This window comes from Isoptericola haloaureus (assembly GCF_036689775.1).
In the GTDB taxonomy this organism is placed as follows: domain Bacteria; phylum Actinomycetota; class Actinomycetes; order Actinomycetales; family Cellulomonadaceae; genus Isoptericola; species Isoptericola haloaureus.
Map to the genome: position 1 here is coordinate 20,099 of NZ_JBAGLP010000116.1, position 24,140 is coordinate 44,238.

General features: G+C 74.4%; 20 protein-coding genes. 9 read left to right on the forward strand and 11 right to left on the reverse strand.

Going from position 1 to position 24,140, the window contains the following annotated elements:
* Positions 1-37 precede the first annotated feature (37 nt).
* The 5 genes from ftsH to dacB form a co-directional block, all read right to left on the reverse strand.
* Positions 38-2,143 (reverse strand): ATP-dependent zinc metalloprotease FtsH, encoded by a 2,106-nt coding sequence (gene ftsH, locus V5O49_RS05550; protein ID WP_332901360.1) that lies wholly within the window; start codon positions 2,141-2,143, stop codon positions 38-40.
* Between the two features lie 117 nt (positions 2,144-2,260).
* Entirely contained in the window at positions 2,261-2,812 is a 552-nt protein-coding gene (hpt, locus tag V5O49_RS05555) for a hypoxanthine phosphoribosyltransferase (RefSeq protein WP_332901361.1), read from the reverse strand.
* A gap of 4 nt (positions 2,813-2,816) precedes the next feature.
* Positions 2,817-3,905 (reverse strand): tRNA lysidine(34) synthetase TilS, encoded by a 1,089-nt coding sequence (gene tilS, locus V5O49_RS05560; protein ID WP_332901362.1) that lies wholly within the window; start codon positions 3,903-3,905, stop codon positions 2,817-2,819.
* 10 nt (positions 3,906-3,915) lie between these two features.
* Complete coding sequence (locus V5O49_RS05565) at positions 3,916-5,043, reverse strand: zinc-dependent metalloprotease (RefSeq protein WP_332901363.1); 1,128 nt, start codon at positions 5,041-5,043, stop codon at positions 3,916-3,918.
* 61 nt (positions 5,044-5,104) lie between these two features.
* Positions 5,105-6,523: a D-alanyl-D-alanine carboxypeptidase/D-alanyl-D-alanine endopeptidase gene (gene dacB / locus V5O49_RS05570; protein WP_332901364.1), complete on the reverse strand. Its 1,419-nt coding sequence runs from the start codon at positions 6,521-6,523 to the stop codon at positions 5,105-5,107.
* A gap of 169 nt (positions 6,524-6,692) precedes the next feature.
* Between dacB and V5O49_RS05575 the strand changes: the two genes are divergently transcribed.
* Positions 6,693-7,187 carry an inorganic diphosphatase gene (locus V5O49_RS05575; protein ID WP_278235431.1) on the forward strand — a complete coding sequence of 165 codons (495 nt, stop codon included), beginning with the start codon at positions 6,693-6,695 and terminating at the stop codon, positions 7,185-7,187.
* An 85-nt stretch (positions 7,188-7,272) separates the two neighbouring features.
* Here V5O49_RS05575 and V5O49_RS05580 read toward each other — a convergent pair whose 3' ends face one another.
* A complete protein-coding gene (locus V5O49_RS05580; protein WP_332901365.1) occupies positions 7,273-8,844 on the reverse strand; it encodes a hypothetical protein in 1,572 nt (523 codons plus the stop codon).
* Positions 8,845-9,175: 331 nt separating this feature from the next.
* On the opposite strand from V5O49_RS05580, the gene V5O49_RS05585 reads away from it, so the two are divergent.
* Together V5O49_RS05585 and V5O49_RS05590 are read left to right on the forward strand one after the other, a co-directional pair.
* Positions 9,176-10,507: a bifunctional o-acetylhomoserine/o-acetylserine sulfhydrylase gene (locus V5O49_RS05585; RefSeq protein WP_332901366.1), complete on the forward strand. Its 1,332-nt coding sequence runs from the start codon at positions 9,176-9,178 to the stop codon at positions 10,505-10,507.
* An 81-nt stretch (positions 10,508-10,588) separates the two neighbouring features.
* A complete protein-coding gene (locus V5O49_RS05590; RefSeq protein ID WP_332901367.1) occupies positions 10,589-11,650 on the forward strand; it encodes a zinc-binding dehydrogenase in 1,062 nt (353 codons plus the stop codon).
* A 6-nt stretch (positions 11,651-11,656) separates the two neighbouring features.
* On the opposite strand, the gene V5O49_RS05595 is transcribed toward V5O49_RS05590, so the two are convergent.
* Positions 11,657-12,049: a hypothetical protein gene (locus tag V5O49_RS05595; protein WP_332901368.1), complete on the reverse strand. Its 393-nt coding sequence runs from the start codon at positions 12,047-12,049 to the stop codon at positions 11,657-11,659.
* A 262-nt stretch (positions 12,050-12,311) separates the two neighbouring features.
* Here V5O49_RS05595 and metX point away from each other — a divergent pair, with 262 nt between their 5' ends.
* The 3 genes from metX to V5O49_RS05610 all read left to right on the forward strand — a co-directional run bounded on the left by metX (position 12,312) and on the right by V5O49_RS05610 (position 15,055).
* Entirely contained in the window at positions 12,312-13,541 is a 1,230-nt protein-coding gene (metX, locus tag V5O49_RS05600; RefSeq protein WP_332901369.1) for a homoserine O-acetyltransferase MetX, read from the forward strand.
* A gap of 85 nt (positions 13,542-13,626) precedes the next feature.
* Positions 13,627-14,058: a VOC family protein gene (locus V5O49_RS05605; protein ID WP_332901370.1), complete on the forward strand. Its 432-nt coding sequence runs from the start codon at positions 13,627-13,629 to the stop codon at positions 14,056-14,058.
* A 37-nt stretch (positions 14,059-14,095) separates the two neighbouring features.
* Positions 14,096-15,055: a zinc-binding dehydrogenase gene (locus V5O49_RS05610; RefSeq protein ID WP_332901371.1), complete on the forward strand. Its 960-nt coding sequence runs from the start codon at positions 14,096-14,098 to the stop codon at positions 15,053-15,055.
* 111 nt (positions 15,056-15,166) lie between these two features.
* Here V5O49_RS05610 and V5O49_RS05615 read toward each other — a convergent pair whose 3' ends face one another.
* Together V5O49_RS05615 and V5O49_RS05620 are read right to left on the reverse strand one after the other, a co-directional pair.
* Positions 15,167-16,909, reverse strand: a complete 1,743-nt coding sequence (locus V5O49_RS05615) for a restriction system modified-DNA reader domain-containing protein (protein ID WP_332901372.1) — start codon at positions 16,907-16,909, stop codon at positions 15,167-15,169.
* 173 nt (positions 16,910-17,082) lie between these two features.
* On the reverse strand, positions 17,083-17,403 hold the full coding sequence (locus V5O49_RS05620) for an MTH1187 family thiamine-binding protein (RefSeq protein WP_332901373.1): 321 nt from the start codon (positions 17,401-17,403) through the stop codon (positions 17,083-17,085).
* 31 nt (positions 17,404-17,434) lie between these two features.
* Between V5O49_RS05620 and cofD the strand changes: the two genes are divergently transcribed.
* Together cofD and cofC are read left to right on the forward strand one after the other, a co-directional pair.
* Entirely contained in the window at positions 17,435-18,385 is a 951-nt protein-coding gene (gene cofD / locus V5O49_RS05625; protein WP_332901374.1) for a 2-phospho-L-lactate transferase, read from the forward strand.
* Positions 18,382-19,155, forward strand: coding sequence for a 2-phospho-L-lactate guanylyltransferase (gene cofC / locus V5O49_RS05630; RefSeq protein ID WP_332901375.1), 774 nt, complete (start codon positions 18,382-18,384; stop codon positions 19,153-19,155). Before cofD ends, cofC begins: the two co-directional genes overlap by 4 nt.
* A gap of 15 nt (positions 19,156-19,170) precedes the next feature.
* Here the strand turns inward: cofC and V5O49_RS05635 are convergent, their stop codons facing one another.
* Together V5O49_RS05635 and V5O49_RS05640 are read right to left on the reverse strand one after the other, a co-directional pair.
* Positions 19,171-19,776, reverse strand: a complete 606-nt coding sequence (locus tag V5O49_RS05635; protein WP_332901376.1) for a nitroreductase family protein — start codon at positions 19,774-19,776, stop codon at positions 19,171-19,173.
* 18 nt (positions 19,777-19,794) lie between these two features.
* On the reverse strand, positions 19,795-22,692 hold the full coding sequence (locus tag V5O49_RS05640) for an FAD-binding and (Fe-S)-binding domain-containing protein (protein WP_332901764.1): 2,898 nt from the start codon (positions 22,690-22,692) through the stop codon (positions 19,795-19,797).
* Positions 22,693-22,991: 299 nt separating this feature from the next.
* Between V5O49_RS05640 and V5O49_RS05645 the strand changes: the two genes are divergently transcribed.
* The gene (locus V5O49_RS05645) at positions 22,992-24,101 is read left to right on the forward strand and encodes an NAD-dependent epimerase/dehydratase family protein (protein ID WP_332901377.1); all 1,110 of its coding nucleotides are present in this window, start codon (positions 22,992-22,994) and stop codon (positions 24,099-24,101) included.
* The last annotated feature ends 39 nt before the right edge of the window (positions 24,102-24,140 follow it).

The window sequence follows — 24,140 nt, forward strand, 5'->3', positions numbered from 1 at the left end:
GCGAGACCGGCGTCAGCGGCAGGTCCGGCTCCGTCACTCAGGTCTCCTCGCCGTCGGCGCGGCCGTCGGTGCGCTCCGCCGTCGCGCCGTCGTCGCCCGCGGGACGCTCGTGCGGGCGACGGGACGCCGCGGCCTCGGCCTCGACGTTGCCCACGACGGCGGCCTCGTCCTGCGGGAGACCGGCATGGCCGTTCGTCGCGTACGCGGCCTGCTCGCCCTCGGTCATCACCGGACCGCGGTCGTGGACGGTGCGCTCGGTGCTGGACAGCCAGACGTCCCGCGCGGGGCGCTTGCTCACCGGGGCGAAGACCGCGGCCAGCTCCTCCTGGTTGAGCGTCTCGTGCTCGAGCAGCTGCAGGACGAGGTCGTCGAGCACGTCGCGGTACTCGGACAGCACCTCCCACGCCTCGTCGTGCGCGGCCTCGACGAGCTTGCGGACCTCATGGTCCACGGTGCCCGCCACGGCCTCGGAGTAGTCGCGCTGGTGGCCCATGTCCTTGCCCAGGAACGGCTCGGAGGAGGCGGACCCGAGCTTGAGCGCGCCGACCTTCTCGCTCATGCCGTACTCCATCACCATCTTGCGGGCGATGGCGGTGGCCTTCTCGATGTCGTTGCTGGCCCCGGTGGTGGGGTCGTGGAACACGATCTCCTCGGCCACACGGCCGCCCATGGCGTAGGCGAGCTGGTCGAGGAGCTCGTTGCGGGTGGTGGAGTACTTGTCCTCGGTGGGCATGACCATCGTGTAGCCGAGGGCCCGCCCGCGCGGCAGGATCGTCACCTTCGTCACCGGGTCGGTGTACCGCATGGCGGCCGCCACCAGGGCGTGCCCGCCCTCGTGGTACGCAGTGATCTTCTGCTCCTTGATCTTCATCACCCGGGTGCGCTTCTGCGGACCCGCCAGCACGCGGTCGATCGCCTCGTCCAGCGCCCGGTCGTCGATGAGCTGGGCCCCGGAGCGGGCGGTCAGCAGCGCGGCCTCGTTGAGCACGTTGGCCAGGTCGGCGCCGGTGAAGCCGGGCGTGCGGCGCGCCACGGCGGCGAGGTCGACGGTCTCGACCATCGGCTTGCCCTGGGCGTGCACCTGCAGGATGTGCTCGCGGCCCTTGAGGTCCGGCGCCTCGACGGCGACCTGACGGTCGAAGCGGCCCGGGCGCAGCAGCGCGGGGTCGAGGATGTCCGGGCGGTTGGTCGCCGCGATGAGGATGACGTTCGTCTTGACGTCGAAGCCGTCCATCTCGACGAGCATCTGGTTCAGCGTCTGCTCGCGCTCGTCGTGACCGCCGCCCATGCCGGCGCCGCGGTGGCGGCCGACGGCGTCGATCTCGTCGACGAAGATGATCGCGGGCGAGTTGTTCTTCGCCTGCTCGAACAGGTCGCGCACGCGCGAGGCGCCGACGCCGACGAACATCTCGACGAAGTCCGAGCCCGAGATCGAGTAGAAGGGCACGCCGGCCTCGCCCGCGACGGCACGGGCGATGAGGGTCTTGCCCGTCCCGGGCGGGCCGTACAGCAGCACGCCCTTGGGGATCTTGGCGCCCACGGCCTGGAACTTCTCCGGCTCGGAGAGGAACTCCTTGATCTCGTGGAGCTCCTCGACGGCCTCGTCCACGCCCGCGACGTCGGCGAACGTCACCTGCGGGGTGTCCTTGGAGATCATCTTCGCCTTGGACTTGCCGAAGCCCATGACACCGTTGCGCCCGCCGCCCTGCATCCGCGAGAGCACGAACCAGAAGATCACCAGGATGATCAGGAAGGGCACGAGGAAGGACAGCATCGAGCCGAGGAACGACGGCTGCGGCACGTAGGTGTCGTAGCCCTCGGCGAGGTCGGCGGACTCCACGGCGGACACGACGTCCTCGCCCTGGGGTTGGACCCAGAAGAAGTCGACCTTCTCGCCGTAGTCCCGCTCGTCCTCGGTGCCGGAGTCGGTGACGTACGGCTCGCTGAGCTCGAGCTCGACGCGCTGGTCGCCGTCCACGATGAGCGCGTGGTCGACCGTGTCGCCGGACAGCAGCTCGAGGCCCTGCGACGTCTCGACACGCTCGATCCGCTCACCGGTGAAGGCGGAGAAGGCGAGCGCGACCAGGATCAGGCCGAGCACGATCCAGACGAGCGGTCCGCTGAAGATCTTCTTGAAGTTCATCCGTGACGGGGCCCTGCCCCGCTTCCCTTCGGTCGGGCGATGGTTCGACCTACGAAACTACACCGTGGCGGGAAAAGTTCCCTCAGTGCTGACGGATGTTCGCCCAGGGCGTCAGGGTCAGGAGTAGACGTGCGGGGCGAGGGTGCCGATGAAGGGGAGGTTGCGGTACTTCTCGGCGTAGTCCAGGCCGTAGCCGACGACGAACTCGTTCGGGATGTCGAACCCGACGTACCGCACGTCGACGTCCACCTTGGCGGCGTCCGGCTTGCGCAGCAGCGTGGCGATCTCCACCGACGCCGGTCCGCGCGAGCGCAGGTTCTGCACCAGCCACGACAGCGTCAGGCCGGAGTCGATGATGTCCTCGGCGATGAGCACGTCCCGACCGGTCAGGTCGGAGTCCAGGTCCTTGAGGATGCGCACCACGCCGGAGGACTTGGTGCCCGAGCCGTAGGAGGACACCGCCATCCAGTCCATCTCCAGGGGGTGGTGGAGGCGGCGCGAGAGGTCGGCCATGACCATGACCGCACCCTTGAGCACGCCGACGAGGAGCACGTCCTTGCCGGCGTAGTCGGCGTCGATCTGCGCCGCCATCTCGTCCAGACGGGTGCCGATCTGCTCCTCGGTGATCAGGATGTCGGCGAGGTCGCCGGCGACGTCCGACTTGTCCACGGGGCTACTCCTCGGGGTGCGTGGCAGGGTGACGCGGACCCGTCACCGACGGCCGCAGGAACAGCCTGCCACAGTCCCGCACCGCGCGGACGTCGGCGGGCAGGTGCACCGCCCCCTGGCCGCGCCACCGCACCACGAGCGCGTCGAGGGCGTCGACGTGCCGGGACGTGGTGGCCCCGGCGGGGCACCCGGCCTCCAGGGCCGCCGCCCGCAGCGCGCGGCGGCGCACCGCGGCCGGCGCCCGCTCCAGCGGTGCGACGTCGAGCACCACCGGGTCGGCCGGCCCCCGCGCAGGCTCGCCGGACCGCGCCGCGGCCAGCAGCTCCGCCCCCAGGTCCTCGAGGACCGCGGCGTCGTCGCGCAGCTGGTCGGCGCTGCGGGCGAGCGCCTCGACCGCCCCGGGACCGAGGACCTCGGCCAGCACCGGCAGCAACCACCTCCGCACCTGCGAGCGCAACGGCGCGGGGGTGCCGCCGTCGGGCGCCGGGGAGTTCGTCGGGTCGTGCCACGGCACGATGCCGCTCGCGGCGCACGCGGCGAGGATCTGCTCGCGCCGGAGGGTCAGGAACGGGCGTCGGTAGGGCCCGCGGCGCGCTGGCATGCCGCCGAGGGAGCGGGCGCCGCTGCCCCGGGCGAGACCGAGCAGCACCTGCTCGGCCTGGTCGTCCAGGGTGTGCCCCAGCAGCACGGCGGCCGCACCGGACCCGGCGGCCGCGGCCTCCAGCGCCGCGTAGCGCGCGGTGCGGGCGGCCGCCTCCGTCCCGTCGCCGCCGCCCACGACGACGTCGACGGTACGCACCAGGACCGGGTCGAGACCGAGGGCGCGGCACTGCCGGGCGGCCCGGGCGGCCACGGCGGCGGACCCGGGCTGCAGGCCGTGGTCGACGACGACGGCGCCCGCGCGGACCGCGTACCCGCGCGAACGCACGGACCGGCCCACACGGCGCGCCTCGTGCGCGACGGCGGCCGCGAGCGCCAGCGAGTCCGGTCCGCCCGAGCAGGCGACGAGCACGAGGTCGCCAGGGCCGAGGTCGGCCAGGTCGGCGCGGACCGCGGTGCGGACGGCGGCGAGCGCCGGGTCGATGCGGGGCACGGGTGCCGGCTCAGGAGTGCACGCGGCGGACCCAGGCGCGCGGGTCGGCGATCTCCCGGGCGCTGGGCAGGTGGGCGGGCTCGGCCCAGACGGCGTTGAGACCGTCGCGGCCGACCTGCTTCTCGATCTCCCGCACGAACGCGGCACCGTCGCGATACTGGGCGAGCTTGGCGTCCATGCCGAGCACGCGCCGCAGCACGACGTCGAGCCGGGGCGCGCCCTCGCCGTCGCGCCGCTTCTCGAAGCGGGACCGGATGGTGCGCACGGACGGCACGACGCGCCGTCCGACGGCGTCCATCATGACGTCGGCGTGCCCCTCGAGCAGGGCCATGACGGCGGTGATCTCGGCCAGCTGCTCCTTCTGCTCGGGCCCCATCACCTGGTCGACCGGGGTGGTGAGGTCGCCGCGCACCGCGTCCAGCAGGGTGCGTCCCACCAGCGCCACCTTGTCCCGCAGCGGGGCGTGGCTGAGCTCGACCGAGGAGGTCGTGACGTCCCGCAGCAGGCCGCCGAGCCGGCCGGCGAGGTGGTCGGCGAGCCACGGGGCGGCGGCGAACTGCAGCGCGTGCGTCTGCTCGTGCAGGCACACCCAGAGCCGGAAGTCGTGCGGGTCGACCTTCATGGCGCGTTCCGCGGCGAGCACGTTGGGTGCCACGAGGAGCAGCGTCGGCCGTCCGGGGCCGTACGGGTCGAACTGGCCGAGCACCTTCGTCGACAGCAGGGCCAGCAGCCCGCCGACCTCGGCGGCGCCGGCGAGCCGGGCGGCCGAGGACTCCCCCAGCCGCGCCCCGACGTCGAGGTCGGCGAGCACGGGGTCCGTCAGGGCCGCCATGGAGGTGGTGTTGGCGCGCGCCCAGGTGGCACGGTCCACGACCCGGACGTCGCCCAGGTCGGGACGCTTGACGGTGACCCGGCGGGTGAACCGTCCGGAGGCGTCGCGCTCGCGCTCGACCTCGGCGCCCGCGGGCCGCATCCGGGTCACCCGCAGCACGTGCGGGACCGCGTCCCGGGCCGCGGAGCGCAGCCCGTCGACGAGGTCGTCGAGCTCGGCGCGCGGTGCGACCGGTCCGGGGCGCCCGACGCGGCGGGCGATCTGGGCGGCGGTCTGCCAGTCGACGAGGGCGCTCGTGGAGGTCACGGGTCCCACCGTAGCGGCGGCGTCCACGCACCGGTTCGCGAGCGCGGCGGGACGCGGCCGCTCAGCCGCCCTGCGGACGGCAGCCGCAGGCGGCGAGGTCGCCGACGAAGTCGTCGATGATGAAGTTGGCCCCGAACGACTGCCCGTCGGGGATGCGGTCGGCGATGACGGTGAACAGCAGCAGCCGGTCGTCGGCGGTGACCACGGTCCCGGCCAGGGAGCGGGTGTCGGGCAGGCTGCCGGTCTTGGCCCGGGTGTAGCCGCGGCCCGGGTTGTCCTGCCCGAACCGGTCGGCGAGCGTGCCCTGCATCCCGGCGACGGGCAGCCCGATCAGGGTCTCGCGCAGCGCGGGGTCCTGGGCGGCGACCTCGAGCGTGGCGACGACCTGGGCCGGGGTGAGCAGCGAGCCGACGCCCAGCCCCGAGAGGTCCATCAGCTCGGCGCCGGACAGGTCGACGCCCAGGCGCTCGACGGCGGCCACTACCTCGCTGATGGCGGCGGCCTGCGAACCGGGCAGCCCGGCGTCGAGGGCGACGATCCGGCCGACCACCTCGGTCAGGGTGTTGTCGGACTCGGCGAGGAAGTAGTCGACGATCGCACCGAGCGGCGCGGACTCGACCCTGCCGATCTCCCGGGCGGACGACGGCGCCTCGTGGCGCCGGACGCTACCCGCGACGGTCAGCCCACGGTCGGCCAGCGCCTCGGCGAACGTCTCGGCGGCGGCCATGGCGGGGTCGGACTGGCGCGGGGCGTACTTCTCGTCCTCCAGGCGGGCGACGTCGACGGCGAGCGCCGCCACGGGGGCGACGTACCCGGCGGCGGCGTCGCTGCGGCGTACGGACGGCGCGAGCGCCGGCCCGGTGAACAGCGTGTCGTCGACGGACAGCGTGACGGTGTCCCGGCCGGAGAGCCCGAGCTCGTCGACGACCTGGTCGGCGAGGTCGCCGAGGCCCGCGTGCCCGTTGACGGAGTCCGGGTCGCCGTCGTCGGCGGCGAGCATCATGTCCCCGCCGCCGACGAGCACGACGTGCGAGGTCCCCTGCAGCATCGCCCGGGTGGGCAGGGTGACCTCGCCGCCCGGGCCGGCGTAGGCGGCGACGGCGGTGAGGACCTTCTGGGTGGAGGCGGGCACCATGAGTCGGTCCGGTCCGGACGCACCGAGCGTCTCGCCGGTGTCGGCGTCGGCGACGACGACGCCCACCCGGTTGCCGAGGCGTTCGTCGTCGACGATCCCGTCCACGAGGTCCCCGACGGCGGCGGCGTCCGGCGAGGGGGCCTCGGAGGACAGCGGCGGCACGGCGGTCCGGGGCGTGGGGCCGGTGGTGGCCCCGGGCGCGGAGGGGAAGGGCGCGGGTGTGGCGTGGGGCGGGTCGAAGGTGACCATGCCGGGCACGACGTCGTACGCGTCGGCCACGAGGTAGCCGCCGAACAAGGTGAGGACCGACGTCACGGCGGCACCGACCCTCAGCCGCCACCCCATGCGGTCCTCCCCGTCTCGTGAACCTGGTCACACGCAGGCTCGGTCAGCCCGCATTGTCGCACGACCGTCCTGCACGCGGTGCCGGGACGAACCGGCCTCCGAGGGCTCGTGGAGGCGCCCTGCATGGCACACTTGGTGACGCGCGTACGCATCACGAAGCGGAGGAACTGTGGAGTTCGACGTCACCATCGAGATCCCGAAGGGTCAGCGAAACAAGTACGAGGTGGACCACGAGACCGGTCGCATCCGTCTGGACCGCATGCTCTTCACCTCGACCCGATACCCGGACGACTACGGGTTCATCGAGGGCACGCTCGGTGAGGACGGCGACCCTCTGGACGCCATGGTCCTGCTCGAGGAGCCCACGTTCCCCGGCTGCCTGATCAAGTGCCGCGCGCTGGGGATGTTCCGCATGCGCGACGAGGCCGGCGGCGACGACAAGGTCCTCTGCGTACCGACCGGTGACCAGCGCGCCGCCTGGCGCCAGGACATCGACGACGTCTCGGACTTCCACCGCCTGGAGATCCAGCACTTCTTCGAGGTCTACAAGGACCTGGAGCCCGGCAAGTCCGTCGAGGGCGCCCACTGGGTCGGCCGCGAGGACGCCGAGGCCGAGATCAACCGCTCGATCCAGCGCGCCAAGGACTCCGGCTACCACCACTGAGCCGCCGTCCTCCCGGAACCCACGTCGGCCCCCGTCCCGCACCGGGACGGGGGCCGACGTCGTCCTCCGGGAGGGGCTCCGGGGCTCAGGTGAAGTAGAGGGCGAGACGCGGGGACCTTCGCTTCGCGACGTGCGCGCTGTCGGCGGGGACGTACCGGACGCGGAGGAAGACTCGTCCGCTCCGGTCGCCGACCTTGTCGAGGTAGCGCGCCGGTACCTTGATCCGCTGGACCCCGTCCTCGCTCCGGCTCAACCACCACGACTTCCGTGTCCGCCAGCTGTCGTTATTCGCGTGCGGGTCACGGGTCTGGAGCACGACCTTGCCCACCTCGGGCATCCGCGGGGTCCGCACGACGATCCGGCCGGACTTCTTCCCCGTGAGCGGGACGTCGGCCCAGTACGTCGTGCGTCGCATCCGCAGACTGACCGTGGGCTGCGCCTTGCGGACCCGCTGGGTCCACGACGTGCGCGACGGCGCGTGCTCCGCCGAGTCCGGCACGAACCTCGCGACGATCGTGCGCCGGCCCGGGTCGACCTTCTTGCCCCAGACCCGCACGGACGCCCGACCCTGCATCAGGTCGGCCGCGCCGATCCTCCGTCCCGCCTGGTGGAGGACGACCCTCCCCTCCGGCGTGCCGACCGAGGACGTGACGTCCACGTCGACGCTGCGGCGCTGGGCGTAGGTCCACCGTCGGTCCGTGGACACCCGCACGCGCGTCGCGGGGGGAAGCACCTCGACCACGTGCTCCGCGCGGGTGTTCTCGTACTCCCGTCCTCCGTGCGTGCGGATCTCGATCCGCTGCTCCCCGACCGGCAGGTCCGTGACGTCGACCACGAGCTCTCCACGACCGTCGACGAGCGTCTCCCGCGCCAGCCGGACCCCTTCGGCGCCGTCGAGGTAGGTCACCGACGCCTCGCCGGTCGGGGTCCCGTGGTCGGACGCCACGTCGACCGCGATCCGGACCGTCTCGCCCCGGCGCCAGGTCTCGGGGATCTCGACGTCCGCGGTGACCGGCTTGGACTTGACGTCGACGGGCAGCCGCCAGGTCGAGACCGTGTTGTTCTCGGCGTCACGCTGCTTCAGCGTGATCGACCAGCCGTCGGTCTCGTCACCGGCCAGCTCGAGCTCGGCGACGCCGTCCACGAGGGGCGCCTCGGAGGAGTCGTCCCCCCACAGCGTGACCGTCCCGTCGGTCGCCAGGTCCGTCCCGGTGACGTCGTACCGGAGCGTCACCGGGTCGCCGTAGAGCCAGGAGCCCGGCGTCAGGACCGGAACGGTCGGCTCGAGGATCTGCAGCGACGTCGTCGCGGACGAGGTGCAGCGGCACTCCGTCGTGGCGTTCCAGTCGACGTGTCGCACCTCGAGCTCGTGGGGACCGACGGGCTGACCGCCGGTGAACAGGGCCAGCATGGCCCGTCCCTCGCTGAGGGCGACCGACGGCAGCGGAGGGGCGCCGTCGACGAAGAGCTGCACGTAGCCCTCCGCCGGAGCGCCGCCCTCGGTCACGGTCACCGGCACACCGACGACCTGCCCGCGCCACGCACGGTCCGAGTCGAGCTCGATCGTCGTCACGTCGTCCACCGCGACGGCCGCCGGGACCACGGCCACGCCCGACGTCAGGGCCAGGCCCAGCGTCACCGCCCCCGCTGTCGCCACCCGCGCGATCCTGCCTCGCACACCCCGGTCGCCACGCCCCATCGCCGGCCACTCCCTCAGTTGTCGACCCACGTCCGACGAACCTAGCGAACCGCCAGAAGGCCGTAAAGACCCCATCCCGTCCAAGCATCTCGCTGGATGGACACCCCCTTCCGCTCAGCGAGATTCCCGCCCTACCGTCGTCACATGACCACGCGTCGAATGTGCCGCTGACTCCGCGCACGTTCGCCTGCCCACGTCCGGCCGACCGGCCGAGCACGTGTCGGCCCGGCCGTGGGGAGCACGTGCGCGCTGCCGATCCCCGACCCGCCGGACCCCTTGGAGCACCCTCATGACCGACACGCCTCGCTGGTCCTTCGCGACCCGCCAGATCCACGCCGGCCAGACGCCCGACCCCGCCACCGGGGCGCGCGCGCTGCCGATCTACCAGACGACGTCGTACGTGTTCGACGACGCGAAGACCGCCGCGAACCGCTTCGCCCTGGCCGAGCTCGGCCCCATCTACACCCGCATCACGAACCCGACCCAGGAGACCGTCGAGAACCGCATCGCGGACCTCGAGGGCGGCGTCGGCGCGCTGCTGCTCGCCTCGGGGCAGGCCGCGGAGACGTTCGCGATCCTCAACGTCGCCGAGGCCGGGGACCACGTGGTGGCCAGCGCCAGCCTCTACGGCGGCACCTACAACCTGCTCAAGCACACCCTGACCCGGTTCGGGATCACCACGACATTCGTCGAGGACTCCCACGACGCCGACGCGTGGCGCGCCGCCGTGCAGGAGAACACCAAGGCGTTCTTCGCCGAGACGATCCCCAACCCGAAGAACGACTTCCTGGACATCGCGCTGGTCGCCGACGTCGCGCACGAGTCCCAGGTGCCGCTCATCGTGGACAACACCGTGGCGACGCCCTACCTGGTGCGCCCGATCGAGCACGGGGCCGACGTCGTCGTGCACTCGGCCACCAAGTACCTCGGCGGGCACGGCACCACCGTCGCCGGCGTCATCGTGGACTCCGGGAACTTCGACTACGCGCGCTACCCGGAGCGGTTCCCCGGCTTCAACACCCCCGACCCCTCGTACAACGGGCTGGTCTACGCCCGCGACCTCGGCGTCGACGGGGCGCTGGGGGCCAACCTGGCCTTCATCCTCAAGGCGCGGGTCCAGCTCCTGCGCGACCTGGGCTCGGCGGTCTCGCCGTTCAACGCCTTCCAGATCGCCCAGGGCATCGAGACGCTGTCGCTGCGCGTGGAGCGCCACGTCGACAACGCCCAGCGCGTGGCCGAGTGGCTCGAGCAGCGCGACGACGTGCTGCGCGTGCACTACGCCGGCCTGGAGTCCAGCCCCTGGCACGCCGTCCAGCAGCGCTACGCCCCGCGCGGCGCCGGCGCCGTGCTCGCCTTCGAGCTCGACGGCGGCGCGGAGGCCGGGCAGGCGTTCGTCTCGGCGCTGCGGCTGCACTCGCACGTGGCGAACATCGGCGACGTCCGCTCGCTGGTGATCCACCCCGCCTCGACGACGCACAGCCAGCTCAGCGAGGCCGAGCAGGCCCAGTCCGGCGTCACGCCCGGCCTGGTGCGCCTCGCCGTCGGCATCGAGGACGTCGAGGACGTCCTGGCCGACCTCGAGCTCGGCTTCACCGCGGCCAAGGCGGCGCTCGACGGCTGACCCCCGTGCGCGGGGCCACGCACGCCCTGCGCGGGCCGACGGCGGCGGGTGCGACCGCCGTCGTCGGCCTACCGTGGGGCCATGCTTTCCGCGATGATCCACGCGGCGCGAGACGTCCGCGCCGAGAACCGCCCCGACCCCGTCCTGCGCACCGAGCACGACGCCGTGCTGCGCGTGGTGGCCGCCTGCGTCTGCGGGTCCGACCTGTGGCCGTACCGGGGCGTCGCGAAGACCCGCGAGCCGCACCCCATCGGCCACGAGCTGGTCGGTGTCGTCGAGGAGGTCGGCGCCGCGGTCACGTCGGCCGCGCCCGGGGACTTCGTCGTCGTCCCGTTCTCGCTGAGCTGCGGCGAGTGCCAGTCGTGCCGGGCGGGCTTCCCGTCGGCCTGCGACCGGGTCACGGGGTTCGGGTCCACCGACCGGGACGGCCACCCGGTGGACGGCGCCCAGAGCGAGCGCGTGCGCATCCCGCTGGCCCAGCACTCGCTGTTCCCGGTCGGGCGCAGCGAGGCCGAGCTGGAGGAGGCAGGTCTCGTGCCGCACCTGCTGACGCTGGCCGACGTCATGTCCACCGGCCACCACGCCGCGGTGTCGGCCGGCGTCGGCCCCGGGGACACCGTCGCGGTGGTCGGGGACGGCGCGGTCGGGCTGTGCGGCGTCGTCGCGGCCCGGCGGCTCGGCGCCGAGCGCGTCGTCGCGTTCTCCCGCCACCCCGACCGGGCGGCGCTGGCCCGCGAGCTCGGGGCGGACGACGTGATCGCCGAGCGCGGCGACGAGGGTGTCGCGGCGCTGCGCGACCTGCTGGGCGGCGACCTCGCGGACGCCGCCCTGGAGTGCGTCGGCACCGAGCAGTCGATGGAGCAGGCGCTCGGGTCCGTGCGGGGCGGCGGCCGGGTCGGGTTCGTCGGCGTGCCGCACGGCGGCTCGCAGGTGCCCATCAGGACCCTGTTCGGCCGCAACATCACCGTCGGCGGCGGCATGGCGCCGGCGCGGGCGCACATGGCGGACCTGCTGGACGACGTGCTGTCCGGGGCGATCACCCCGGGGCGGGTGTTCGACGTCGAGATGCCGCTGGCCGACGTCGCCGAGGCCTACGCCGCCATGGACGAGCGCCGCGCCACGAAGGTGCTGCTGCGCCCCTGAGACCGGTCAGCGGGTGGTCGCGGCCAGCGCCGCCGTCAGCGCGTCGCCGAAGGCGGCCACGTCCCCGTCCAGGTCCTCGAGGGCGTCGGCGTCGAGCAGGGTGACGAGGGCGTCGGCGGAGGTGCGGCCGAGCACGACGGGGCTGCCGGCGCGGGCGACGGCGGCCGCGACGTCGTCGTCCGTCTCGTCGAGGTGCACGAGCGTGACCGGCAGGTCGAGCGTGGCGACGTACGCGTCCCAGGCCCGCCGCCGTCGGACCGCGCCGTGCGTGATGTCGCACAGCGCGCAGTGCGCCGTGCCGCGCAGCCGACCGAGCACGTACCGCACCTCGCCGAGGAGGCTGCCCTCGGCGTGGTAGACCCCGACGATCTCGACGACGGGGAGCCTGGCCTCGTGCATGGACCCACCGTACGCCGGGTGGTCCACGTCACGTCTCGACAGGAGATCCTCCTCCGTCTCGACATGTGGTCCCGCATCGTGAGATCGGGATGGGCAGGCGTCGGTGCGGCGGTTACCGTCGAGGACATGACTCGTCGAATGTGCCCGTAGCCACCGCGCACGTTCGCCTGCCTGCGTCCCACGCCGTGCAGCTCACCCGCAGCGTGCGCTCCTCGCCCGCCCGCACCCCGCCGGTCCCCCGGCACCGCAGCCAGGAGAGACGATGACCACGACGACACCCCGCCATCCCGGTTCCGAGACCGGCTGGAAGTCGCCGCGCGGTGCGCGCCGCGCCCCGGCCGGCCCCGTCCCGGCGTCCGGCGCCTGGCGCGAGGGCGACCCCGCGGGCGCCCGCCGGTTCCTCGACGTGGGCACCTTCGACCTCGAGGTCGGGTCGCGGCTGCCCGACGTGCGGGTCGCCTACGAGACCCACGGCGAGCTCGACGCCGACGGGTCCAACGCCGTCCTCGTGCTGCACGCGCTGACCGGCGACGCGCACGTGCGTGGCCAGGCCGGCCCCGGCCACGCGACCGCCGGCTGGTGGGAGCCGATGATCGGCCCCGGCGCCCCCATCGACACCGACCGCTACTTCGTCGTCGTGCCCAACGTGCTCGGCGGCTGCCAGGGCACCACCGGACCGGCGTCGACCGCCCCGGACGGCCGACCCTGGGGCGCACGCTTCCCGCGGATCACCACCCGCGACCAGGTCGCCGTGGAGATCGAGCTCGCCCGGCTGCTCGGCGTCCGCTCGTGGGCGACCGTCATCGGCGGCTCGATGGGCGGGATGCGCGTCCTGGAGTGGGCGCTGCTGGGCCCCGAGGCCGGGATCGACGTGCGGTCGATCGTCTCGATCGCCACCAGCGCGCAGTCCTCCGGCGACCAGATCGCCTGGGCGCACCCCCAGCTCGGCGCCATCCGCTCCGACCCGCGCTGGAACGGCGGCGACTACTACGACGCCGCCCCGGGCGAGGGCCCGCACGCCGGGCTCGGGATCGCCCGGCAGATCGCACACACCACCTACCGGACCGCACGCGAGCTCGACGAGCGGTTCGGGCGGCTCCCCCAGGGCGGCGAGGACCCGCAGACCGACGGCCGCTTCGCCGTGCAGTCGTACCTCGACCACCACGGCGACAAGCTCGCCCGTCGGTTCGACGCCAACTCCTACCTGCGGCTGACCGAGACGATGCTGACCCACGACGTCGGCCGCGACCGCGGCGGCGTGGAGGCCGCGCTGGGGCAGGTCGAGTCCCAGGCCCTCGTGGTGGCCGTGGACTCCGACCGGCTGTTCCCGCCCGAGCTGTCCGACCGGATCGCCGCGGGGCTGCCGCACGCGGCCGGGACGCGGCTCATCACCTCCGACTTCGGGCACGACGGGTTCCTGCTGGAGTTCGACCAGATGGGGCCGCTCGTGCGCGACTTCCTCGCCGAGGTCGAGCGCGTCTCCCCCGCCTGATCCACCGCTCGTCGGCACGGCGAGCGAGTCCGGCCGCGCCGACCTACCGTGGGTGCGCCGCCGACGACGGCGGACCGCTTCGACCGTGGAGGCCACGATGGCGCGGCTCAACCCCTACCTCAGCTTTCGCACCGGTGCCCGCGAGGCCCTGGAGCACTACCGGTCCGCGCTCGGCGGCGAGCTCGAGATCACCACCTTCGGCTCGATGCCCGGCATGGCCGACGATCCTGCCGACCAGGAGCTGGTCATGCACGGGTCGGTCACCACGCCGGGCGGCCTGATGCTGATGGCGTCCGACACACCGTCGTCCATGCCCTACGTCGCCCCGAACAGCGGTGTCACCGTCGCCGTGACCGGCGGCCCGGAGGACCTGGAGTACGTGCGCGGCGTCATCGCCGCCCTGTCCGACGGCGCGACCGACGTCATGCCGTTCGAGAAGGCGCCCTGGGGCGACTACTACGGGCAGCTCACCGACAAGTTCGGCATCGCCTGGCTGTTCGACGTCGGCGCCGGGTGAACGCGGCAGCCCGCTGACTCGCGAGTACGTTGGGGGCATGCTCGCAGCCACCGTCGCCCGCTTCGCCCCGGACAACCCGCTCGACGGCCTGGAGGTCACCGACCGCCCGGCACCCGAGGAGCGTGAGCACTGGACCACCGTCGAGGTCCGGGCCGCGAGCCTCAACCACCACGACCTGTGGTCCCTGCGCGGCGTCGGGCTGCGCGAGGAGCAGCTCCCGATGATCCTCGGCACGGACGCGGCCGGCGTCGCGCCCGACGGCAGCGAGGTCGTGCTGCACGGCGTCGTGGGCGCGGACGGCCACGGCGTCGGGCCGCGGGAGCGCCGCACCCTGCTCAGCGAGAAGTATCCGGGCACGCTCGCCGAGCAGGTGTCGGTGCCGACCGCGAACCTCGTGCCCAAGCCGGCCGAGCTGTCCTTCGCCGAGGCCGCGTGCCTGCCCACCGCCTGGCTGACCGCCTACCGGATGCTGTTCCGCGCGGCCGACCTGCGCCCCGGCGACCGCGTGCTCGTCCAGGGCGTCGGCGGCGGCGTCGCCACGGCCGCCATCGTCCTCGGGGCCGCGGCCGGGCTGGAGGTCACCGCCACCTCCCGCGACGCTGCCAAGCGCGACCGGGCGCTCGAGCTCGGGGCGAGTGCCGTCGTCGAACCCGGCGAGCGGGTCCCGGCGCGGGTCGACGCCGTGGTCGAGTCGGTCGGTCAGGCCACCTGGGCGCACTCGGTGCGCTCCGTGCGCCCCGGCGGCACGATCGTGGTGTGCGGCGCCACGAGCGGCGACGCCCCGGCGGCCGAGCTGTCCCGCATCTTCTTCACCGAGCTGCGGGTGCAGGGCGTGACGATGGGGTCGCGCGAGGACCTGGCGGCACTGCTGCGGTTCTGCGCGCGGACCGGGGTGCGCCCCGTCGTCGACTCGGAGGTGGCGCTGGCCGACGTCGGGACCGGCCTGGCGCGGCTCGCCGCCGGTGAGCAGACCGGCAAGATCGTCGTCACCCCCTGACCTGCCCCTCCCCTTGCTCGTTGTGGGCATGAAATCTGCAGGTCTTCCCCGGGGAAGACCTGCAGATTTCATGCCCACAACGACAGGTGGGGCGGGGTGTGCGGGGTGGGGTCAGGCGAAGCGGGCGCGGTAGGCGTCCAGCAGCGTGACGCCGTCGGGCACGATCCGCCAGACGTTCCAACCGTCGTCGGTCGGCGCCCCGCAGGCGGCCGACGCCGCGTGGTCGGGGTGCTGGAACCGCGAACCGTCGGGCAGCTCGATCACCCCGTCCGGGTGCAGCAGCGCCTCGAAGTGCTGCTGGCGGCGCGGGCGCGACCACTCGAGGTAGGTGGGCCGACCCAGCGTGCTCGCCAGCGCGACGAGGTCGCCGTCCACCTCCTCCTCGTCGAGCACGGTGGTCCCGGCGTCGTCGTACAGGGCGCGTTCGGGCGGCGGCGTGTACGACGGCGCCTCCAGCGGCGGGACCTGCAGGCGCGGCAGGTCGTCGGAGGCGCTGGTCCACGTCTCCGGCGTCGACGGCTGCCACGGCCGGTCCGTGCTCTCCGACCAGGGCGTCCACGAGTCCAGCGGATCCGAGCTCCGCGCGTCCGACGCCGGGGCGGGACGGTCCAGCGCCGGGGCGGCGGCCCGGGCGAAGTCCTCGCCGAGCGAGGGGGTGTCGGAGCTCGCGGCGGAGGTGGTGCGCCGCGCGAGGCCGGCGAGGTCGAGGTCGTCGGCCGACGACGCCGAGAACGGCCGCCGCGGTGCCGGCGCCGGCTCGGGCGCGGGGGCCGGCGCGGGCGCGGGCGCCGGTGCGGCGGGACGCGGCGGCTGCGGCGCGGGCCCGGCCTCGCGGAAACGGTCGCTGCGCGACCGGCGTCGCGGCGCCGGCGGGTCCTGCGGCGGGGGCGGGACCGGGGCGTGCGCCGTCGCGGGGGCCGGCGCAGGAGCGGGGGTCGGTGCCGGGGGCTGCTGCGACGTCGGGACGGACGGGACCGCCAGGCTCGGGGGGCCGGCCGCGGCCTGCGCCTCGGCACGCCGTGCCGCACGACCGCGCCGCAGCGGCGGCTGCTCGGCGGTGTCCCCGACGGCGTCCGGGGCGGGACGGGCGGGCGACCCGCTCCCGTCGGCGCCCCCGGCGGGGACGGCGACGGCCGGGTTCTTCCCGGTCAGCGCGATGCCGACCTTGACTCCCTCGGCGAACGACTCCGGCTCGGCCTCGGAGCGAGCCCCCGTGCCGGCAGCAGCCTGCGGCGCACCGGCGGGGCGGCCGTGGCCGGAGAGCTGCGGCGCCGTCGAGTCGGAGGCCGGGTGGATGACCAGCGGCGAGACGTCGACGAACCGTCGGCCGTCCTGCCCGTGCATCACCCCCATCTTGAGCACCTCGACGGGCATGGTCGGCTGCCGCAGGAAGTCGACGGCGTTGAGGATGTCCTCGCCGGCCTCCTGGCAGATGACGATGAGGCGGGCGCTGGAGCGTCCCGGCTGGGAGCGGGTGATCGGCACCGAGTCGTAGAACGTGGCGATGTCGCGCTGGAACGCGTTCTGACCACCGTGGTAGCGGGCGGCGAGCTCGCCGCGGGTCAGCCGGCCGGCCCACCCGGCGTGGTCCAGGGCCCGGGTCAGCGCCGCCTTGTCCAGGTTGGCGACCAGCTCGACGACGACGGGCGATCCCGTGGCGTCCAGGGCCAGCAGGTGCGGCTCGTCGGGCCCGGAGCCCTGCGCGACGGGGAAGATCTGCTCGCCCAGCAGTCCGTCGATGTGGGAGTCCACGACGCGGTGGGCCGTCGTCGCCAGCCCGGGTTCGACCGACCCCGCGGTCCGCCCGGACTGGACGAGGAGCGGCCTGCTGGCGTCGACCTCGAACAGTGGCATCGCGCTGACTCTCCCCGGCTCCGCACACGGCCCGTGTGGCCGTGATCCGCCATAGCCTACGGTGGGCCCTCAGGGGTCGTACAACACCCCAGGTCGGTGAGGACTCTCACGACACAGAACCGGCACATGCACCGCGATCCGGAAGAGGTGACGAGCCGGACTCGTCGGGCGGGTCAGGCGTGACCGGTCGCCGACTCGTCCTCGGCCAGCGCCTCCTCGACCCGGGCCACCTTGCCCTCGAGCTGGCCGGTGTACCCCGGCCGGATGTCGGCCTTCAGCACGAGCGAGACGCGGTGCCCGCCGTTGCCCACGGCCTCGGTGGCGCGCTGGATCACCGGCATCACCTCGCCCCACTCCCCCTCGACCTCGGTGAACATCGAGGTGGTGCGGTGGGGCAGCCCGGACTCCCGGACGATGCGGACGGCCTCGGCGACGGAGTCGGTGACCGACTCGCCGGCACCGAGCGGAGCGACGGAGAACGCGAAGACAGCCATGGGGCCATCATGACGCCTTTAGGCTCGGGGCGTGAGTACTTCGGTGACCCTCCTGGCCGGTGGCGTCGGCGGCGCCCGCCTCGCGCACGGGCTCGCCCGTGCCCTGCCCGACGGCGGAGCGCCCGGCACGCACGGCGGCCTGACCTGCGTGGTCAACGTCGGCGACGACACCGAGCGGCACGGGCTGCACGTCGCGCCGGACCTCGACACGGTGATGTACACGCTGGCGGGGCTCAACGACGAGGAGCGCGGCTGGGGGCTGACGGGCGAGTCGTACGCGACGCTGTCCCAGCTGGAGCGGCTCGGCGAGGACACCTGGTTCACCCTCGGCGACAAGGACCTGGCCACGCACGTGGTGCGCACGGCCCGGCTGCGCGAGGGGCAGCCCCTGAGCACCGTGACCGCCGGTCTCACCGCCTCGCTGGGCGTCGCGGCGCGGCTGCTGCCGGTCACCGACGACGCCGTGCGCACCCGGATCACCACACCGTCGGGCGAGCTGGAGTTCCAGGAGTACTTCGTGCGGCGCCGGCACGCCGACGCCGTGCTCGACCTGACGTTCGACGGGATCGACGCCGCCCGCCCGGCGCCCGGGGTCCTCGACGCGCTGCACGGGGCCGACCTGCTCGTGGTCGCGCCGTCGAACCCGTTCCTGTCCGTGGAGCCCGTGCTCGGGGTGCCCGGGGTGCGCGAGGCGGTCCGGGCCGGCGGCCCGCGGCGCGTGGCGGTCAGCCCCATCGTCGGCGGGAAGGCGCTCAAGGGTCCCGCCGCGCAGGTGCTGGAGTCCCTCGGGCACGACGTCTCGGCGCTCGGCGTCGCCCGGCTCTACACCGGACTGGTGGACGTCATGGTGATCGACACCGCCGACGCGGACCTGGCCGGCGCGATCGAGGACCTCGGGTTCGAGGTCCTGGTGACCGACACCGTCATGGGCGGGCCCGCGGGTCGCGAGCGCCTGGCCCGCGAGCTGCTCGCGCTGGCATGACGGAACCGGCAGCTGCCGACGGCGACTCACCGCACGCACCGGAGCCCGGGCGGGTGACCGCCGTCGTCCCCCTGCGCGACGGGGCCAGCGGCAAGTCGCGACTGGCCACGGCGCTGGAGCCCGCGGCCCGACGGCGGCTCGTGGTCGCCCTGGCCCGGCACGTGCTGGGGGTGCTCGACGACGCCGCGTCGGTGGGACGGGTCGTCGTGGTGACGGCCGACGTCGACTTCGCCCGCGAGGTGCTCGACGACGGCCCGGGTCACGTCGGCAGGTCGTCGTCGACGCGGCAGTTCGACGTGCCGCGTCGACGACCAGCTGCCGACGTGATCGCGGAGCCGCCCGGCCGCCCCGGCCTGAACGCGGCGCTGGAGCACGCCCGGCGGCACGTCGCGGGCGACGCCGGCGACGCGGACAGCCCAGACGGCCTCGACGGCCCGGGGGCCGACCGGCTCCTCGTGGTGCACGCCGACCTGCCGCTGCTGACCCCGGCGGACGTCGACGCGGTCGCCACCGCGCGAGCCGACGTCGTCGTCGCCACGGACCGGCACGGCACCGGGACGAACCTGCTGGCCGTCCCCCGGGTCGGCGACCACGCCTTCCGGTTCGGCGCCGGGTCCCGCGCCGCCCACGAGGCCGAGGCCACGCGGCACGGGCTGCGCGCCGCCGTCGTGCTGCGCCCGGGCACGGCCGCCGACCTGGACACGATCGACGACGTCGCCGAGCTCCCCCACGCCGTCCGCGACCGGCTCGTCGGCACCGTCCGCCCCTGACGGGCCGGCCGGCGGTCACCACCGCCCGCGGTGCAACACCTCGTCCAGCGGCTTGCGCCGCCGCCGCGCCGGTGACCCCTTCGCTCCCCCGGCCTGGGGGTGCCCGACGGCGACCACCCCGGTGGGCGCCCACTCGGCCGGCACGCCGAAGGCCTCGCGGAACGCCGCGATCCGGTCGGCCGAGATGCCGAAGAAGCACGCCCCGAGCCCCTCGTCGACGGCGGTCTGCAGCATGAGCAGCGAGGCCATGCCGGCGTCCACGTGCCAGTACGGCACCGGCCACCGCGCCTCGTCGCGGTCGGTCCAGCCCTTGTCCGGCTCGGCGTAGCGCCCCACGTAGGCGTCCCGCGAGGCCAGCGCCACCACGAGCACCGGGGCGGTGCGCATCCCGGCCAGCCAGGTCGACATGTCCCGCGCCGAGTCCGGCGGGGTGGTCGCCGCCCAGAACCGCTCGCGCTCCTCAGCCGTGGTGAGCACCAGGAACGACCAACCCTGGGTGAACCCTGCGCTCGGGGCCCGCACGGCGGTCTCGACCAGCCGGTCGACCACGGCCGGGTCCACGGGGTCGGGGCCGAACCGCCGGACCATGCGCCGCCGTCGGACCACGTCACGGAACTCCATGGCGCCAGCCTGCCGCACTCAGAGTCGCTCGGCGAGCACCTCGACCAGGGCCTTGCCCTCGACGCCCTCGAGCTGGACGGCCTGCGTGCGGCAGGAGAAGCCGTCGGCGACGAAGACATCCGACTCCTCGCGTTCTCGCAGCGCCGGCAGCAGGGCGTTCTCCGCCACGGCGACCGAGACGTCGTAGTGGCCCTTCTGCATGCCGAAGTTGCCCGCCAGGCCGCAGCAGCCCGCCAGCTCGTTCACGGTGGCCCCCGCCTGCGCCAGCAGGGCGCGGTCGGCGGCGAAGCCCATGACGGAGTGCTGGTGGCAGTGCGGCTGCACGACGGCGGTGACGTCGCTGAGGTCGGGCAGCTCCCACCCCGAGTCCTCGGCCGGGGCCGTCGTGGGGTCGGTCAGCAGCTCGGCGAGCGTCTTCGTCGCCCCGGCCACGGCGGCGGCCCGCGGGTCGTCGGGGAACAGGTCGAGCAGGTCCGAGCGCAGCACCGCCGTGCAGGACGGCTCCAGCCCGAGGATGGGATACCCGTTCACGGCGTACGGGCCGAGGGTCTTGAGCAGGCCGTCGAGCCGGCGTCGGGCGCCGTCGAGCTGGCCGGTGGAGATCCACGTCAGCCCGCAGCAGGCCTCGCCGCGCGGGACGATCACGTCGTAGCCGGCCGCCTCGAGCACACGGATCGCGGCCCGCGGCACCGACGGCGACATCGAGTCGCTGAACGAGTCGGTCCACAGCACGACCTGCGGCCGCGCGCCGCCGACGGGCTTGCCCGGCGACTGCCGGTGCGCGAGCCCGGGCACCCCGTGCGTGGCGTACCCGAGGCCCCACCAGCGCCGGAACGGCATCTCGGCGAACTCCGGCACGGAGCGCCGGGTGTCCATGCCGCCCGCCCACAGCACGGCCCGGCGGATCCAGTCGACCGAGAGCACCTTGTTGATCGTGCGCGGCGCGACGCCCGCCAGCCGCGCCCACCGGGGCAGCCAGCCCAGCGCGTAGTGGTCGACGGGACGCAGCCGGCCCTTGTAGGTCCGGTGCAGCACCTCGGACTTGTACTGGGCCATGTCGACGCCGGCCGGGCAGTCCGAGGAGCAGGCCTTGCAGCTCAGGCACAGGTCGAGGGACTCGCGGACCTCCGGGGCGGTCAGCCCGCCGACGAGGGAGCCGTTGACGGCCTCCTGCAGCACCCGGGCCCGGCCGCGGGTGACGTCCTTCTCGTCCTTCGTCGCCTGGTAGCTCGGGCACATGAAGCCGCCGGCGGCCTGGTTGTCGGCGCGGCACTTGCCCACCCCGACGCAGCGGTGCACGGCCGTGGTCAGGTCGTGGTGGTCGTGGGCGAAGCTGAACCCCGCGTACCCGGTCTTCTTCGCGGTCCCGCGCAGCGTGCCCGAGCCGAGCAGACCGCGCTGACCGACGGGGCCCGTGGACGGCACCGCGGAGGCCGCCGGGCGGCGCAGGTCCGCGTCCACGGCGGCGGGCCGGACCACGACGCCGGGGTTGAGCACGTCGTGCGGGTCGAAGAGCGCCTTGACCTGCTCCATCAGCGCGACGGCCTCGGGCGAGTAGATCACGGGCAGCAGCTCGGACCGGGCCCGGCCGTCCCCGTGCTCGCCGGACAGCGACCCCCCGTACTTGGCCACGAGCTCGGCGGCCTCGGTCATGAAGGTGCGCAGCACCGAGCCGGAGGCCTCCAGCGGGATGTCGATGCGCAGGTGCATGCAGCCGTCGCCGAAGTGCCCGTAGGGCAGCCCGTCGACGCCGTAGCGGGCCATGAGCGCGTCGAGGTCGCGCAGGTAGTCGCCGAGGCTCTCCGGCGGCACCGCGGAGTCCTCCCAGCCGGGCCAGGCCTGCTCACCGGCCGGGGTGCGTCCGGCCAGCCCGGCGCCGTCGGCCCGGATCTGCCACATCTGCGTCGCCTCGGGACCGGCGGGGTAGATGGCCGCGCCGACGGCGGAGGAGGCCCCGACGATCATCTCGGCGAGCTCGCGCACCTCGTTCTCGCTGCCGCCGCCGACCTCGATCATCAGCCAGCCGGCGCCCTCGGGCAGCTCCGGTACCGCGTCGGCGCCCTTGGCGTCGCGGACGACCTGGACCAGGCGGGCGTCGAGGCCCTCGATGGCCAGCGGGTCGTGCTGGAGCAGCACGGGCACGTCGTCGGCGGCCGCGGGCATGTCCGGGTAGCCGAGCACCACCAGCGTCGGGGCGTTCGGCACGGGCACGAGGTCGAGGGTCGCACCGAGCACCGTCACCAGGGTGCCCTCGGTCCCCACGAGGAACCTGGCCAGGTTCGAGCCGTTCTCCGGCAGCAGGTGCTCCAGCGAGTAGCCCGAGACCTGCCGGCCGAAGCGCCCGAACTCGGTGCGGATCAGGGCCAGGTTCTCCCGGACCAGCTCGGCCAGCCCCGGCACGGCCGCGAACGACGGGTCGCCGTGCGAGGCCGTGAACCGGCGGCCGTGCCCGTCCACGACGTCGAGCTCGACGACGTTGTCCGCCGTGCGGCCGTACGCCACGGCGTGGGGCCCGCAGGCGTTGTTGCCGATCATGCCGCCGAGGGTGGCGCGGTTCTGCGTCGACGGGTCGGGCCCGAACCGCAGCCCGTGCGGACGGGCCTCGCGCTGCAGCGAGGACATGATGACCCCGGGGTCGACCACGGCCGTGCGGGCCTCGGGGTCGACGGCGTGGATGGTGTCCAGGTGCTGGGACAGGTCGAGCACCACCCCCGGACCGACCGAGTTCCCGGCCACCGAGGTCCCGGCGCCGCGCGCGGTCACGGGTACCTCGAGCTCGCGCAGCACCCCCAGCGCGGCGACGACCTCGTCGGTCGTGCGCGGGTAGACGACGACGTCCGGCACCACCCGGTAGTTGGACGCGTCCGTGGAGTACTCGGCGCGCCGACGTGTGGAGGTGTCCACGTCGCCGGTCATCACCGTGCGCAGGGCCGTCGCGACGGCCTCGCGCGCCTCGGCGGCGGCCTCCTGCGCCTCGCGCTCGGCCTGTCGCTGCGCCTCGCGCTCGGCCTCCCGCCGGGCCTGCGCCGCGGCGTCCCCGGACGCGGCGGAGCGAGCCGACGAGGTCGAACCGTTCGGGCCGGGCGCTGGAGTCGTCGTCTGGGCGGACACGTGGCGATTGTGCCACCGTGACGGCGTCGTGTGGCGCACCGTCCGTCCCCCGGCGTCGTCGGCGTCCCCGCGCGCCGGGACCCGCACGCCGATAGCGTCGGTGCATGCGCGTCGTCGTCATCGGAGCCACTGGAAACGTCGGGACCTCGATCCTGCGCGCCCTCGTCGCCGAACCGGTGGTGACCTCGCTCGTCGGGGTCGCCCGCCGCGTGCCGCGCACCGACGGGTCCAGCACGGTCGGCCCGCCCCACGACGCCGCGCAGTGGGTGCGCGTCGACCTGGCCGACACCGAGACCGTCGCCGACCGGCTCGACGAGGCCCTGGCCGGTGCCGACGCCGTGATCCACCTCGTCTGGGCCATCCAGCCCGCCCGCGACCCCGAGACCCTGCACCGCATCAACGTCGGCGGCACCCGCGCCGTGACCGACGCGGTGGTGCGCAACCGGGTCCCGCACCTGCTGTTCATGTCCGCCTCCGGGGTGTACTCCCCCGGCCCGGCCGACGGGTCCGACGTCGACGAGGACTGGCCCCGCGACGGCGTGCCCGGCTCGTCCTACGCCCTGCAGAAGGCCGAGGTGGAGCACCACCTGGACGCCGTCGAGGAGGCGGCGCCCTGGCTGACGGTGACCCGGCTGCGCGCGGCGATCATGCTGCAGCGCGAGGCCGGGGCCGAGATCGGCCGCTACTTCCTGGGACCCCTGGGACAGATCGGGCTCAAGGTCGCGGTGGGCCCGCTGGGCCAGGCGGTCGGCGGGGCCGTGCGGGGGTGGCGGGGGCTGCCCGAGCCCGCCGAGCCGCCGCTGTTCCCGCTGATGCCGTTCCCGGCCGGCCTGCGGCTGCAGGTGCTGCACCCGGACGACACCGCCGCGGCCGTGCGCGCCGCCGTCGTCGGCCGGCACGGCGGTGCCTTCAACCTGGCTCCCGACGGCGGCCTGACCGGCCAGGACCTGGCCGACCTGCTCGCCGCGGGCCAGCTCGTCGAGCTCCCGGTCGGCCTGCTGCGCACCGGCCTGGACCTCGCCTCGCGCGCCCACGTGGTGCCGATCGACGCGGGCTGGCTGGACATGGCGGCCGCGAACATCGTCATGGACGCCTCCCGGGCCCGCGAGGTGCTGCGCTGGCGGCCCACCCGCTCGCAGGGCGAGGTGCTGCTGGAGGTGCTGCACGGGGTGCTCGAGCGCGCGAGCGCCGACACGCCGCCGCTGCAGCGCTGAGCGTCGGCCCGGCGCGGCGGCCGGACGCGGCGAGCGCCC